Origin of the sequence: Paraburkholderia aromaticivorans (genome assembly GCF_012689525.1) — a bacterium.
Lineage (GTDB): Bacteria > Pseudomonadota > Gammaproteobacteria > Burkholderiales > Burkholderiaceae > Paraburkholderia > Paraburkholderia aromaticivorans_A.
Genome location: NZ_CP051514.1, coordinates 1,497,559 through 1,511,765 on the forward strand (window position 1 = coordinate 1,497,559; position 14,207 = coordinate 1,511,765).

The window sequence follows — 14,207 nt, forward strand, 5'->3', positions numbered from 1 at the left end:
CAGTTGCTCTCACCGCTCACGGCGTATATCGCGCTGTGCGAAAACCATAGCGCGGTGACTCTGCATGTTCCGTTCGAGCACAATCAGATGCTCTATCGGCTGCGCGCGCTCAGCTATCAGCTCGGACCGGAGGCGCGCGAGTTTCAGCTCGGCGACACCGCGATGGTGCTGGGCAAACTTCTCGGCGAAATTCCCGGCCTGACTGCAGACCTTAACCGCCGCGGCGCCGACGCTGCCACCGGCGAGGAGCCTGTCACGCACCTGCGGCTGATCCTGTCCGCCTCTGAGCTCGCGCTCTTGCCCTTCGAGCTCGCGACCGCGCCCAGCGGCTTTCCCGGCGAAGGCCCGCCGCTTGCCCTGCAGACACAGCAACCCATATGCATCACACGCGAGACGCGGCGCGTGCCGGAGGAATTCATCCGCTGGCCGAGCAAGCCGCGCGTGCTGTTCGCTTATGCTTCCCCCCCGCATTTGTTGAAGTGCCGGCCGTGGCGCATCTGCTCGCGCTGCGCGAGGCGCTCTCGCCGTGGCTCGCGCTGTCGGACGATCTCGATGACGACGAGCGGCTCGAGATCGTCGAGGAACGGCTGTCCGTGCTCCCCGACGCGACGGTCGAGAGCCTGGAGCGCGCGTGTGCGACTAATGATTACAAGCATGTGCACATTCTCGCGCACGGCGTTGATCTGCCAAGCGGATACGACCAGCGGTTCGGCGTCGCGCTGCTCTCCCATACCGAACCGAAGGGCTATGAGGTCGTCTCCGGTGCGCGGCTCGCGAGCATCCTGCGCACGCCGCGCCGTGACAAGGCGGGCAAGTTTTTGTGCGACCCGCTGTCGTGACGCTGGCGAGTTGCAACGGTGGCAATGTCGGCGGCGTGACGGGTGTGGGGGCGAGTGTCGGACATGCGTTGCACGAGGCAGGCATTCCGCTCGTGGTCGCGAGCCAGTACCCGCTGTCGTTCGGCGGATCGGTGATGCTCGTGCAGGATCTCTATCAGGGCCTGCTCTGGGGAGAGGACCCGCGCAAACTGCTGGTCGGCCTGCGCAGGAGGCTGCATTCCTGCTTCAAGGACCAGCACGACTGGGCGAGCATCGTCGCGTATGCATCTCTGCCGCCAAATTTCGATGATCAGCTGGCGAACGCGTGTATTCAACAGGCCATGAGCAGTATCAATATTGCGTTGCGTGTGTCGGATCGTGTCATGGTGGCGTTTTCCGACCGGGATTCCGGCTCCAGCGAGCGCCATCAGGCACTCAACGAGGACAAACGTCAGGAGATGCTCCGGCACGTGCAGAAAAAAGTCGCCTACGCCAAGGAGCGGCTCGAAGCGGCGAACGAGGCGTACCCTTCGCAGCGGGCTCGGATCCTGGCGCAACTCGCGAGCACCGAGAAGCGCGAAGCCCAGATGCTCTACCACTCGGTCAAATCCGGGACCCGCACGACGAAGAAAGCCGGCAACGAAGTGCTGGACAAGCTGGAGCGCGCGCGAACCTGGTATTGGCAAGCCTATCTGCTGAACCGATCCCATCCCTGGGAACTGGTGCAATATGTGTCGCTCACGTTGTTCCTGCGGTCTTTGGGCCGCCTGCCGCCTTCGGACTGGACGGAGTCCAAGGTCGAGCCCTTGTGGATCACAGCGGATGCACAATCGCGGAACGACGCCGAGAACGGTTCCCCTTACGATCGCGCCTGGGCGTACGGCAATATCGCTGAACTGAGCCTGATCGAACCCTGGCTGAAGGATGCTCCACACCCTCCTGACAAGGCGTCAATCGACAAGGCGATCCAGGCTTGCCGCAGCGTGGTTGAGCTGGCGGGTGCAAAATCGTTTCACGTGTCTTCCACCCGGCGCCAGATCCTTCGCTATCTCGAATGGTTCGGCCCGGTGGTGGGCGGCAGCTGGCCCGGGCTGCAAGTAATCGCGGGACAGATGCTCGATGCGTTGCCCGCTGGCGAAGAACCTGAATGGAACTATTGAGCACGCTGCGCCCCAGACGCCATCGTCAAGCATCGACAAGGACCTCCAACGTGGCTGAAAGCTTTTCACCGAAGCGTGTCTTTCTCTTCAGCGGGCACATGATCGACCACAGCGACCGCCCACAAACGCGCTTCCCGCCCGAACGGGAACACGCGGTGACGAAAGACATTGCCGCGGTGCTCGATGATCTCCAAGCTGGCAGCGCCGACCTTGCCATCTGCGGCGGCGCATGCGGCGGCGACTTGATCTTCGCGGAGCTCATGCTCGGGCGCGGGGCACATCTCGATCTCTATCTGCCGTTTAAGCCGCAAGTGTTCGTGAAGGACTCGGTCGACTTCGCAAACTAGGACTGGCACACGCGCTTCGACGCCGCGCGGGCGCACGAGTACGCACGCACCTTCGTGCTGCCCAAGCTCCGGACCGGGGAGGAACGTCAGGCATCGCCCTACGAGCGGAACAATCTGTGGATGCTCGAGCGTTCGCTGGAGTGCGGCGTGCAGAAGGTCCATTTCATTTGCGTCTGGGACGGCCAGGCAGGCGACGGGCCGGGCGGCGCGCGCCATATGTACGAGGCGGTCAGAGCGGCCGGCGGCGATGTCGAGCAGCCCATCCATCCACTTGGATCGAAACACTGAGGCGATCATGCCGAAACCATTTTGCTTCGTCATCATGCCCTTCGGGCGCAAGCCGACGCAGGCGGACCTCGCGCACGGTCCGGGCGAGATCGACTTCAATGCTTTGTGGGACCTCGCCTACGTGCCCGTGATCGAGGAGCTGGGCTACGAGCCCGTGCGCGCGGATCAGGACACCAGCTCGATGATCATCACTCAGATGCTCGAGCGCATCTACTACGCGGACCTCGTGCTCGCCGACATGACCATTCCTAATGGCAACGTCTACTATGAGGTCGGCATCCGGCACGCGGCCAAGCAGACGGGTTGCGTGCTGCTCGCGGCAGAGTGGTCGCAGCCGGTCTTCGACGTCGCGCAGATGCGCACGGTCCGCTATCCGCTTCTGCACGGCGATATCGACGAGGCCACCGCGCAGGGCATTCGAGAGCGCATCAAGCCCGGCATAAGCGCGCTCACGGATGGCGAATCCCCGATGTTCATGGCGGTCAGGGGCTTCCCGAGCAACCCGGATCCAGCCCTCGCATCGACGATGAAGCAGCGCATGATGGAGCTCGCTGTGTTTCAGTCCGCCGTGCGCAACGTGCGCCTGCTGCCTAAGGAAGAGCGCATGGAGGCAGCGCAGGAGCTCGTACGGAAGCATGGTGTGCCGCCCCTGATGGGTAGCGTCGTCTTTGCGCTGCTGCTGCTGCGTGATTCGATCGACGACTCAGCTGACTGGAGCAAGCTGCTCGACTTCATCGACAAGCTGCCGAAAGAATTCCGCGAGAAGCCCGAGGTGCAGACCCAGCGCGCGTTTGCCGTTTCGGAGACCGGCGACGTGCAAGGTGCGATCGACCAGCTCACAGCTTTGCTGGAGATAGCCGGGCCCTCGGCAGAGCGTCTCGGCTTGCTGGGAGGGCGCTACAAGAGCGCTGTACCAAAACGGGCTGTACCAAAATGCCGTCGGCCTGGAACAGCAGTCGAGGTTGCGCGACCAGACGATCGATTACTATGAACGTGGCATGGATCTCGATCTCAACGAGTACTACTGCTCATCGAATCTTGCGCGCCTGTACCGCGAGCGCAACGGCGACGGCGACCTGAAGCGCGCGCATAGCGCGTCGGTGCTCGCGAGTGCTGCTTGCGACCGTACATTCCGGCGCGGCGTCACGGACGAATGGCTGCGGCCGACTTGGCTCGCCCTTGCCTTCGACGACGGCGACGCGGACCTCGCTGAGGATCTCGCGAAAAAGGTGGCGAAAGAAGACGTGACGCGCTGGAAGATCAAAAGCGTGCCGTGCGATCTGCGCGTTAGCACGCGACTGGTCGCGGACGACGCGCGACGCGCGCGGCTCGCCGCGGTGGCCGACTGCTTGGCCAGGCAATCCGGAATCGAAGGCGGCGGGGAATGAGGCGCTCGCGCTGCCGGATTGTGCGTCCGGCGGCCGTGTCATCAATCGACTCGGGTCCATACATGGGTGTATCAGCAGCCCCAACGCTGGTTACCGATCTATCAGGTTGGTGGGGAGGCGGCGGTAGCATGAAGTGATGAAAAAGAAAATCCCTTTATCACGGCCACCGCTTCCCCGCTGTCGTCATCAGCTGCGCGGTTCGCCGGTATTTCCGGTTCAGCCTGAGCTTGCGCAGCATTTCATCGTAGGGTACTCCAGAAACGTTTCGCCACATGGCATGGTTAAACTGTCGCTGCAGCCGGCGACAAAAATTATCTAATGAGGATAACTACCCGGAAGCCACACAGGTAATCTACGCCCGTCAACTTGACAGAGCCGAAGATCGTGAGCAAGCGGCGGAACGCGTGGACGTGTTAGACACGGGTGCGCCAGTATTCTGTCCCGAAATAACTTTACGTAAATTGATATAGGGCTACGCTGAAGAAGCCAGCGTTTTCGCCAACAGCTTGTCGCTGAATTTCGGAATGCGAGATCAGCGACCCGACTGGTTCGATTTTCTGGCCCTGAAGGGCCTTGCAAGCGGGTCTCTCGACCCACTTTGGCTACTCATGGACGCAGCTGTGCCATCAGCCGCGTGCGGCTCATGTAGATGTTGGCCAGCGCGAGTGTGGTAAAGGCGCGCGTGGCGTTCTTCGCGAGGCCGCGATAGCGCACCTTGCCGAACCCCCACAGCCGCTTGACCACCGCAAAGACGTGTTCGACCCGGGCACGAATCTTCGACTTGCTGCGGTTTTTCGAGCGCCTGGCTTCATCGACTTCACCACTGCGATTGCGCACACGCTGGTTGGTGAAGTCCTTGGCTTTCGGCGCCTTGCTGGCGATGAGTTCCTTCTGGCTCGCATAGGCGCTGTCACCGTACACACGCTGCTCGCCGCCATGCAGCAGCGCCGGCAGCGGATGCTTGTCGTGCACGTTCGCCGCTGTCACTACCGCGCTGTGTGCCAGACCCGTCTGGCTATCCACACCGATGTGCAACTTCATGCCGAAGTACCACTGCTGGCCCTTCCTCGTCTGATGCATTTCGGGATCTCGCGCCTTGTCCGCATTCTTTGTGGAACTCGGCGCACCGATGATGGTGGCATCCACGATGGTGCCGCTGCCTACCTTCAGTCCGCGCCCTTGCAGTACCTCGCCGACCTTGGCGAACAATTGCTCGCCGAGCTTGTTGCGCTCCAGCAGCCGCCGGAACTTCAAGAGCGTCGTACCATCAGGAACGCGCTCGCGCCCCAGGTCAATGCCGACGAATCGCCGCAATGCGGTGCTATCCAGCAGCGCTTCCTCGCAGGCTTCATCGGCCAGGTTGAACCAGTGCTGCAGAAAGTGCATGCGCAGCATGCGCTCCAGACCCACTGGCGGGCGACCGCCCTGACCCTTCGGATAGTACGGCTCGACAACCTCGCACAACTGCGCCCACGGCACGATCTGCTCCATCGTCTCAAGGAACACATCGCGTTTGGTTGGCCGACGGTACTGTTCAAATCCGGCGCCTTGATCGGCCGCCATCGCAAGGGTCTGTTGTTTCATGCACATCTAACGATTGAGCGACCAATGCCGTTGACCTTTTTCAGCGTAGCCATAGCTCTATGATCGCCTCCTGTCCACAGCGGTGACTTATCCAAGGCAGTCAGCCCCTTTGGCGCGTACGAAGCGGTACCAGCCGGCTGCCGCAGTCGGCCACCGCAATCAGATACCCGGTACTACTCGGCAGCACTTCCTTTCAAAACGCGTGTCTTCGTTACCGAGGGTGTGGTCCAGACTGCTGGAGTAGTTGCACTTCACACGCACGCACGCGGCTGCTTCATTGATTGCGTGTACCGCGCCGACTCGCCGTCGAGCAGAGGGCGGTACTCGTGAACTCCTGTCAGATAGGTTGCATTCGGGGTGACACTAGCAGTCATCGTCACGGCAATCATCGTCTCGATCCGCGCAACCGCAGTCTTTACCATCGCACTCGCACTTTTTTTCGCAGCGCGTGTATGCGACAACATCGAGAACCTTTACCGGTTGGTCCGGATCGTCGCATTTGATGACGAGTTCGCAGCACTCCGGATCGCAGCTTGCCCGGTATTGAATGACTACGCCAAGACAGGAACCCGGATGAAGCGTTGCAGGGAACGGATTGTTGACTAGCCTGAAATGACGCCGCTTACGACTGAATTCAACTTCGCGCACATGCAGCTTGCAATCTCCGACGTTACATATCGACACCGTCTTTTGCGCGATCCCGCAAGCGATTTCGCCAAAAAAAGTCGATCCCGTCACGGCTAGTTTGCCTGTAGGGACGCTGCCGGACAGCGCGATCGTGCGCGGGCCCGTTGGGTCGTTGCTCATCACGGTGATCGTCGCCGCCTTCGCTCCGTGGGCGTGGGGTTGAAACCTGATCGGTACTTCAATGGCGTTGCCCGGGGCGATGATAAAGGGAAAATCGACTACGCTCGGCACCAGAAAATCGGCCGACGACGAAGTCAGGTTGGTCACGTCGAGCGTGCAATGGCCTGCGTTGCAAAGCGTAACGGGCAGATCGGCAAATGAGTCGACACAGACATGGCCGAGATTTCCGTTATCCGCCGCAATTGTCACGAGCCTGGGCGCGGGCGCATTACCAGCAAGTTCAATCACTTTGGGGCTTGCGGGGTCGTCGCTCGTGACTGTGATCGAAGCGGCTTTTGTACCGAAGCTGGCAGGTCGGAAGCGAATCGGTACCCGGATCGAGTCGCCGGCGCCGAGAATCAATGGATATGACAATGCCGCAGGGGGTTGAAACTCAGGCGACGAAGAGCCGAAGTCAAAGATCGAGAGGCGACAAGGACCGTTGTTATTCAGCGTCATGCTCATATCGGAGAACCGGCCGACACATACGTCACCGAAGCTCCCGCTGTCGGCAACGACAGCTTCCAGCGAACCCGTTCCGAGCGTACCGCTCGCCGTCAGATCGAAGTGCGGCGTAACCGGGTCGTTACTGTCAATCCGGATTATGGTGCTTTCGAACACCCCTCGCATGGTGGGCTCGAAGCATGCTGTGAAGTCGACGTGATCTCCCGCGGCGATGGTCAACGGCGTGACCGGGTTGGCAAGGACCGAAAAATCGGACGACCCTGCCAGGCGGCCCACGCTGTCTACGATCAGGTCTGCATTGCCCACATTGAAGACCTCAATGGTAAGAAATCGAGGGCCACTGCACACCGTCCCGAACAGCAGATCGTCTTGGAGATTGACAGTGATCGCCGGCGTCGCAGCCACGATGTTCGCATTGACGGGATCGGACGCGATGCCATTGGCGACCAGCTGAATCGTGTAGGCGTCTGGGGCTATAGAGGCGGGAATGTCGACAAGGGTGCTCTGAACGGTCGCGCCCGGTGTCAATGAAAAAGTAGAAAAATCGAAGGTACGGAAGTAGGAAACCGCACCCGTGCTCTTGTTGGTAAAGCGCGCCAACGGATAGTTGGTTCCCATCTGTGCGTCGTCGCCATAGCAACACGCTTGGGATAGACCGTTAATCTGTGTCCCCGAGATCTTGTAGTGATGCGCGAGCGCCATTACTCGCGTGAATGAAGTAATGCCCGGTTTCCAGGCCGGCGCGGGTGTTCCGATGAGCGTCGCGTCGACAAGAACCGCGATCTTTTGTGACTGCTGCGTGGTCATCGCTATCTGACCGTTTGGCAGCAGCAGCATGCGCGATTGCCAACTGTCGACGCTATTCGACGGCGGCTGCGATCCGAGCGGCGTCAGGCCGTTGGTCACCGGGTCGTAGATGCACACAGTAGACGGGTTCGACCAGAATTGCGTCTGCCCGCTGTTGACTTCCCGGACGGTCTGTCCGCACACAAGCAGAACCCGGCCGTCGGGCAGCAGCGCAGCGGGTGCATCAATGGCCGTCTGAATGTTGCCGTTCGGATTATTGAAGTTCTTGCCGCTCGTATCCGGCGGCAGATCGGGTCCGGCCGTCCAGAAACCCGTTTGAGAGGCGACTGACGGCGGGTTGTATAACGCTGTATGACCAGTCGCACCGATGAAGAACAGACGGCCGTCAGGCAACAGGATCGCAGGGCCGATCTCGCCGATATTGACCTGCACAGGCGGACTGACTGTGGTATCGGTCAGACTGAGCAGCGCCAACGGTTGCGTGAGTGTTCCAGGTGACTGATCCGCGGCAATCCAGGTATCGGTTACGGGATTGTATTTCTCCGCGAACGGCGGTGACGAAATATCGACGGTCAGAACCGTGCCGTCCTGCAACAGTGACCACGTTTCCTCATCGATCACACCGACCTTGGTCGGATTTGCCAGCGCTCCGAAGGCGAGGCCTGCCTCGATCCATGTGTCGACGGCCGGGTCCCAGATCGCCGTGCGGTTCGAAGTCAGCGCGCCGAACAGGACACGGCCGTCGGCCATGATGCAGGCAGACACATCGCCATGAATCCAGTTAAAGGAAGAAGGCTTGTTCATCGGCGACCATGCGTTGGTCTGCGGATCGAAGATCTCGCCAAGCGGTGTGTCGTTGCCGGCATCGGAATACTCGCCGCCTAGCGCGAATACCCGCCCATCTTTCAGAACGCCGGATGCATAGAACTGCCTCGTGTTGGTCATCGGGAACGGTCCTGACCAGGTCGCACCTGCGGTGTCGTACCTGCCGTTTCCGTCCGGCCTCAGCCGATACCAGTCCTTCCCACCGGTATCGTGAATCAACACACTCGCATCGGTCATGAGGAGCATGGTGTCAGGTGTGAACGATGGGACACCTGACAGTGATTTCCAGCTACTGGCCATATCATCCTCCAGCTCTCTGATGACGCCTGCTTCCCTCGACGCGGCAAGCCTGATCATGGCTTCATGCGCGCTGTGGCGAGAAGGAGCATGCTCTCTCGGTGCAGACAAAGGAGCGAAGCTGCCCACGATGAACACGGGACACGGTCGGTTCCCGGGTTAAGGCTTGCCTTTCATTGACGAACAGGAACACTTTCTTTTGAAATTCCCCGGCGGACCGTTTGCTATTGCGATACGTGGATCTCGACCCAATTTGGGGACGGTTTTTCAATTGACTCGGGAGGTGATCCCAATCCTCACATCGCGCGCTCACTCGACAAGCAATATGCTTTGCTGCATGATTCGATTCGAGCACGACATCGTGTCAGGGGCCCGGTGCACACCGGTACGCCGCTGAGTTGCTGACGGGACACGCGATGAAGGAAGATCCTGAGCGTCAATGGGAAACGCTCCTCGATTCAATCGAGGATGGCCGCGTCATCCCGGTGATCGGCCCTGAACTCGTGCTGCTTCCCGACGACGGCACGCTCGTACCAGTTGACCAGTGGATTTCTAAGAGGCTGCTTAAGAGACTAAACCTGCCTGAATCCGGTCTTCCAAAGCGGCTCACGTACAACGACGTGGTGTCGAAGTACCTGAGCGACGGCGGCGACCGGCAGGAAATCTATTCGGATATCTATGCCATTCTCAAACCAGGCATCGCGCTCGCAGACGATCATGCATTGCGCGATCTCGCATCCATCGAACCATTCAAGCTGTTCGTATTGCTGACCTGCGACCCCGCGCTCGCGCAAGCTATCGATGACGCCAGGCCGCAGCAGCGCGCGCAAAGGATCGCCTATGCGCCGAACAACGTCTGCGACCTGCCCGTGCCGTTCGAGGATCTGACGCAGCCGGTCGTATTCCATCTGCTCGGCAAGGCATGCTGCGCACCCGAATTCGTGACCTGCGAAGAGGACCTGCTCGAATTTCTGCACGCGCTGCAGGACCGGCAGCGTCAACCCGAAAATCTCTTCGATGCGCTGCGCGAGCATTACCTGCTCATTCTCGGTTGCGGCCTCAACGACTGGGTCACGCGCTTCTTCCTGCGTGCATCGCGCGGCGCGGGGCTCTCGCAATCGCGCAGGTTCTGCGAAACCCTCGTCGGCGAACAGGCCGATGACGCCGCCGGCCTGCTGCTCTTTCTCGAGAACTTCAGCCGCAAGACACACGTGATCAAGACGAGCTCTTACGCGTTCGTGAAGGAACTGGCGCGTCGCTGGCGCCTCAGGCATCATGACGGCAACCCGCTGCCGCCTCGGCCCGTCGCCGCCGCGCCGGTCGTGAAGATGATTGCGCGTGGCGCCATCTTCCTCAGCTATGCAAGCGAGAACCGGGAAGCGGCGAAGCAGCTCGCCAACGCACTGAGCGTACACAAACTCGACGTATGGTTCGATCGCGAAGCGCTGCAGCCGGGCGACGACTGGGACGAGAAGATCCGCCGCAACGTCGAGCGATGTTCGTTATTCCTGCCCGTCGTGTCGCGCGAAACGCTCCGCGAATCCAACCGCCGCCGCTATTTCTGGAGAGAATGGAACAGCGCGAGCCGAATCGCGGATGGCATCGCCGCCAGCGAGCCGTTCATTGTGCCGGTCGTGATCGACGATACTCACATGGACAGCGCCGACGCGCTGCCCGGCTGCTTCAGCCGCGTTCAGGCGATCGACGCGCCCGGTGGAAAGATCGACACGACATCTGTGCGCCGGCTCGTGAAGCTCGTGCAGGAATTCCATCGGCGTCAACCGACGCATTGAAAATGGACAACTTCACCCGCGACCCGCTGACGCCGGAGAATCCCTGGCCGGGACTCGCTTCGTTCAGCGAAAGCGAGCACGGCTTTTTCTTCGGCCGGGACCTGGAAAAGCAGGCCCTGCTGCGGCTCGTGCGACGCGAGACGCTGACAGTGCTGCACGGGCGTTCCGGACTCGGCAAGACCTCGCTGCTCCATGCCGGCCTTTTCCCACTCCTGCGCGACGAAGCCTGGCTGCCGGTCTATATCCGCCTCGACCATGCACCGGGCGCGGCCCCTCTCGTACAACAGGTGTTCGATTCCCTGCTAGCGGCATGCGAACGCGCCTCCATACATTGCACGCCGCCCGCGCCGGACGAAGGGCTGTGGTCTTACTTTCAGCGCCGCGACGTCGAGTTCTGGAATGATCGCACCCAGCTGGTCGCGCCGGTGATCGTGTTCGACCAGTTCGAGGAGATCTTCACGGCGGAGCGCGACGACGAAGCGGCGCGCGTGCGGGCTGCCCATTTCTTCATCGCACTCTCGGAACTGGTAGAGAATCGCCCGCCTGAAGCCGTCCGCTCGCTGCTCGAACGCGATCCCGCCGCGGCGGGCCGCTTCGAGTTCACGCGCGCCCGCGTGAAGGTCATATTGAGCCTCCGCAAAGACTTTCTCGCTGAGCTCGAGGGCAGCAGAAAGCTGATGCCGTCGCTGATGTACAACAGGCTGCCCGTCACGGCCATGAGCGGCGGCCAGGCGTATTCGGCTATCACGCGTGCGGGCGGCGGCCTGGTCGACGATGACATCGCCCGGCGTATCATTCAGCTCGCCTGGAAGAACGAACCGGCTCCTCCGGCCGAACGATCGAACTTCGAGTTCATGGAGATCGACCCGTCCTTGCTGAGCGTTGTCTGCCGTGAACTGAACCGCAAGCGTATCGAGCGCGGGCTGCCGTTTATCGACATCGGATTGCTCGACGGAGCGGATCGCGAGATCCTGTCGAGCTTCTATCATCGCAGCATGGAGGGGTGTCCCGAAGAGCTGCAAAAGTTCGTCGAAGAGGAACTGATTACCTCCCGCGGCGACCGTGACAGCCGCGATTATCTCGAAGCGCTCACGCGCGGCGACTACATGCGCGACGGGCTCGAACTGCTCGTCAGGCGGCGCCTGTTGCGTATCGACGAGCGGGGCGGCGTACGACGGCTGGAACTGGCTCACGACGTCCTCACGAGCGTGGTCAGAGAGAGCCGGGACATTCGGCGCGCCCGCGAGGCGATGCTCGAAGCGCGGCGCCGGCGCATCCGAAATGCGTGGCGCGCGTTCGGCGCGACCGCGCTGTGCGTGGCCGTGATCGCCGTGCTCGTGGTCACGTCGGAGTGGCACCGTCGGCGCGATCGACACGACGCGCTGATGGCACGCGCCGACAGCATCGAAAAGAGCAACTACGATCGCGCGCTGCTGCTGCATCTCGAAGCGATGCGGACCACGCACGACGCGGGAGACAGCGCGCGTCTCATGCAGCGGATCCTGGCGCATCCCGAGCTGATCACCTTTCTGCGCGGGCATGAAGGGCCCGTGTTCGGCGTCGCATACAGTGACGACTCGAAGCTGCTCGTTTCCAGTAGCTACGATCACACCGCCGCGATCTGGGACGCAGCCACCCACGGGCTGCTCGGCGTCGTTGCACCGGCGCCGAACGAGCTCTACGGCGTGGCGTTCCGGCCGAAGACGCACGAATTCGCCACGGCGAACGGCGACGCGAAAACCGTCACGCTGTGGGACGCCGACACGCGCACGAACATTCGGGATTTCCGTGGCTTCGACGCGCCGGTCGTGAGCGTTGCGTTTAACCGCGACGGCACGATGCTGGCCGCATGCGATATCGCAGGCAACGTCCTCGTGTGGCCCCTCGCCGGCCATGCGGAAGGCGTCGCCTATCAAGGCGCGCAGAGCGTGACGAACCTCGCCTTCAGCGGCGACGGCAAGCTGCTCGCCGTCAGCACGACGCAACGCGTCGTCGTCTGGCAGGTCGCGAGGCCCGACCGGCCTCTCGCGGTCTTGAGCGAAAAACGGAGCGGCGGCTTCTACAGCGTCGCCTTCAGCCCGGACGACCGCACTCTCGCGATGGGAGAAACCAGCGGATACATCGACATGTTCGACATGGGCTGTGTGAGCGGCAGCGCTGCGCAGACTGTTTTCGCCGACTTGCGTAACGCCAGGTGCGGCGGCGCAAGCCCGCGCAAGCCCTTGCAAGGCCACACCGAAGCGGTCAGAAGCCTCGCCTTCAGCACGGACGGGCAGCAGCTCGCTTCATCAAGCGGCGACAAGACCGTCATGATATGGGACGTCGCGACGAGCAAGCCCGCCGTCACGCTGACCGGTCACACGGACAAGGTCTTCGGCGTCGCGTGGCGCGCGGACGGCGCCCAGATCGCCTCCGCCAGCCAGGACCGCTCGGTGATTCTCTGGCACCCCGAAGCAAGTGGAGCCGTCACCAAACTGCGAGTCGACGACCGAGTGGTCACCGCGCTCGCCTATAGCCCCGACGGCAAACGGCTCGCGGCCGCGAGCGGCGCGGATCAGGTCGTATTATGGGACCGGCAAAGCATGAACCGCGTCGCGCTGTCCGCACACGAGGGCGTCGTGACGAGCATCGCTTTCAGTCCCGACGGCACGTTGCTCGCATCGGGCGGATGGGATCGCACGGTGAAGTTATGGCGTGCGGACGCCGACGCACAGTCCGCACCGTTGCGCGTCTTCCCGCAGCCGGGCCGCGTCACGAGCGTCGTCTTCTCGCCCGACGGGTCGCTGCTGGCCGCGGCCGCGGAGACGGAAACCACGCTGACGGATCTGCGCACGGGCGCAGTCGTCGCGAGGTATCCCAGACAGGGCGTGAGACAAGAGGAGCTCGTACTCGCGTTCAGCGCTGACGGAACGGCGCTCATCAGCGGACGAGCGGACGGTAAGATTCTGCTTCACGACTTGCGCGCCTCGCCCGGCAGTGCGCCACGCGAACTGTTCAAATGCCGCGACGCCGTGAGTGGGCTCGCTCTGAGCCATGACGGAAGGAGACTCGCGGCGTCGGACTGGCATGGCGTCGTGTATGCGTGGGATACGGCGAACTTCGACAAGCCCGCAGTCATGGAAGAGCATCAGAAGCGGGCGACGGGCGTCGCATTCGGCGCGACATCCGACGACCTTGCATCGGTCGGATGGGACGGCAACGTGATCCTGCATGACATGAGGGAGATTCGTTCGCCCGTGACGATCGGAGGCGCGGCCGCGCGTCTGCAGGCTGTCGCTGTCAGCCCGGACGGCAAGCAGCTCGCGGCGGCGGGCTTCGACGGCTCGGTGAGTCTTTGGGATATCGATCCCACAGCGCTGCGCGAACAGGCCTGTGCGATCGCCAATCGAAATTTGAGTTCCGCCGATTGGCCCGACTCCGCCGCCGGCGCACAGTCGTTTCACTGCGTGTGCGAAGGCGTTCCCTGCGCGGAAGCATCCGGCCAGCGAAGTATGCACAGCGTCGCTCGAACGCCTTGAGCGAATGAAGAAAGGCGTGGATAGTCGACGCAAACTGACATACCTTGAAGTATACGCGGCGCGAACGCGAA

The 14,207-nt window shown here is 61.9% G+C and carries 11 protein-coding genes and 1 pseudogene; 9 read left to right on the forward strand and 3 right to left on the reverse strand.

Going from position 1 to position 14,207, the window contains the following annotated elements; all coding sequences use genetic code 11:
- Nucleotides 1-9: 9 nt before the first annotated feature.
- A complete protein-coding gene (locus tag HF916_RS50635) occupies nucleotides 10-372 on the reverse strand; it encodes a hypothetical protein (protein ID WP_240975162.1) in 363 nt (120 codons plus the stop codon).
- A 5-nt stretch (nucleotides 373-377) separates the two neighbouring features.
- On the opposite strand from HF916_RS50635, the gene HF916_RS50640 reads away from it, so the two are divergent.
- The 7 genes and pseudogenes from HF916_RS50640 to HF916_RS07095 all read left to right on the forward strand — a co-directional run.
- Nucleotides 378-839, forward strand: coding sequence for a hypothetical protein (locus HF916_RS50640; RefSeq protein ID WP_346777697.1), 462 nt, complete (start codon nucleotides 378-380; stop codon nucleotides 837-839).
- Entirely contained in the window at nucleotides 836-1,978 is a 1,143-nt protein-coding gene (locus HF916_RS50645; protein ID WP_240975164.1) for a CHAT domain-containing protein, read from the forward strand. Before HF916_RS50640 ends, HF916_RS50645 begins: the two co-directional genes overlap by 4 nt.
- A 50-nt stretch (nucleotides 1,979-2,028) precedes the next feature.
- Nucleotides 2,029-2,325 (forward strand): hypothetical protein, encoded by a 297-nt coding sequence (locus HF916_RS07075; RefSeq protein WP_168788293.1) that lies wholly within the window; start codon nucleotides 2,029-2,031, stop codon nucleotides 2,323-2,325.
- Nucleotides 2,326-2,379: 54 nt separating this feature from the next.
- Complete coding sequence (locus HF916_RS07080) at nucleotides 2,380-2,613, forward strand: hypothetical protein (RefSeq protein ID WP_168788294.1); 234 nt, start codon at nucleotides 2,380-2,382, stop codon at nucleotides 2,611-2,613.
- Between the two features lie 7 nt (nucleotides 2,614-2,620).
- Complete coding sequence (locus HF916_RS07085) at nucleotides 2,621-3,604, forward strand: tetratricopeptide repeat-containing protein (protein ID WP_168788295.1); 984 nt, start codon at nucleotides 2,621-2,623, stop codon at nucleotides 3,602-3,604.
- Nucleotides 3,605-3,611: 7 nt separating this feature from the next.
- A complete protein-coding gene (locus tag HF916_RS07090; RefSeq protein WP_168788296.1) occupies nucleotides 3,612-4,001 on the forward strand; it encodes a hypothetical protein in 390 nt (129 codons plus the stop codon).
- A gap of 140 nt (nucleotides 4,002-4,141) precedes the next feature.
- Nucleotides 4,142-4,240 (forward strand): annotated as a pseudogene (locus HF916_RS07095) (IS6 family transposase); the annotation flags it as partial.
- 367 nt (nucleotides 4,241-4,607) lie between these two features.
- On the opposite strand, the gene HF916_RS07100 reads toward HF916_RS07095, so the two are convergent.
- Both HF916_RS07100 and HF916_RS07105 read right to left on the reverse strand, forming a co-directional pair.
- Complete coding sequence (locus HF916_RS07100; protein ID WP_168787361.1) at nucleotides 4,608-5,585, reverse strand: IS5 family transposase; 978 nt, start codon at nucleotides 5,583-5,585, stop codon at nucleotides 4,608-4,610.
- Between the two features lie 363 nt (nucleotides 5,586-5,948).
- Nucleotides 5,949-8,963, reverse strand: coding sequence for a choice-of-anchor D domain-containing protein (locus HF916_RS07105; protein ID WP_206001705.1), 3,015 nt, complete (start codon nucleotides 8,961-8,963; stop codon nucleotides 5,949-5,951).
- Nucleotides 8,964-9,241: 278 nt separating this feature from the next.
- Between HF916_RS07105 and HF916_RS07110 the strand changes: the two genes are divergently transcribed.
- Nucleotides 9,242-10,618: a toll/interleukin-1 receptor domain-containing protein gene (locus HF916_RS07110; protein ID WP_168788298.1), complete on the forward strand. Its 1,377-nt coding sequence runs from the start codon at nucleotides 9,242-9,244 to the stop codon at nucleotides 10,616-10,618.
- Between the two features lie 2 nt (nucleotides 10,619-10,620).
- Nucleotides 10,621-14,136 carry a hypothetical protein gene (locus HF916_RS07115; protein ID WP_168788299.1) on the forward strand — a complete coding sequence of 1,172 codons (3,516 nt, stop codon included), beginning with the start codon at nucleotides 10,621-10,623 and terminating at the stop codon, nucleotides 14,134-14,136.
- Nucleotides 14,137-14,207: the final 71 nt, after the last annotated feature.

What these genes read in the sequence shown, in the direction of transcription:
- HF916_RS07110 (WP_168788298.1), top strand. Translation starts at nt 9,242, where the DNA reads ATGAAGGAAGATCCTGAGCGTCAATGGGAAACGCTCCTCGATTCAATC.
- HF916_RS07090 (WP_168788296.1), top strand. Translation starts at nt 3,612, where the DNA reads ATGGATCTCGATCTCAACGAGTACTACTGCTCATCGAATCTTGCGCGC.
- HF916_RS50640 (WP_346777697.1), top strand. Translation starts at nt 378, where the DNA reads ATGCATCACACGCGAGACGCGGCGCGTGCCGGAGGAATTCATCCGCTG.
- HF916_RS07100 (WP_168787361.1), bottom strand. Translation starts at nt 5,585, where the DNA reads ATGAAACAACAGACCCTTGCGATGGCGGCCGATCAAGGCGCCGGATTT.
- HF916_RS07115 (WP_168788299.1), top strand. Translation starts at nt 10,621, where the DNA reads ATGGACAACTTCACCCGCGACCCGCTGACGCCGGAGAATCCCTGGCCG.
- HF916_RS07085 (WP_168788295.1), top strand. Translation starts at nt 2,621, where the DNA reads ATGCCGAAACCATTTTGCTTCGTCATCATGCCCTTCGGGCGCAAGCCG.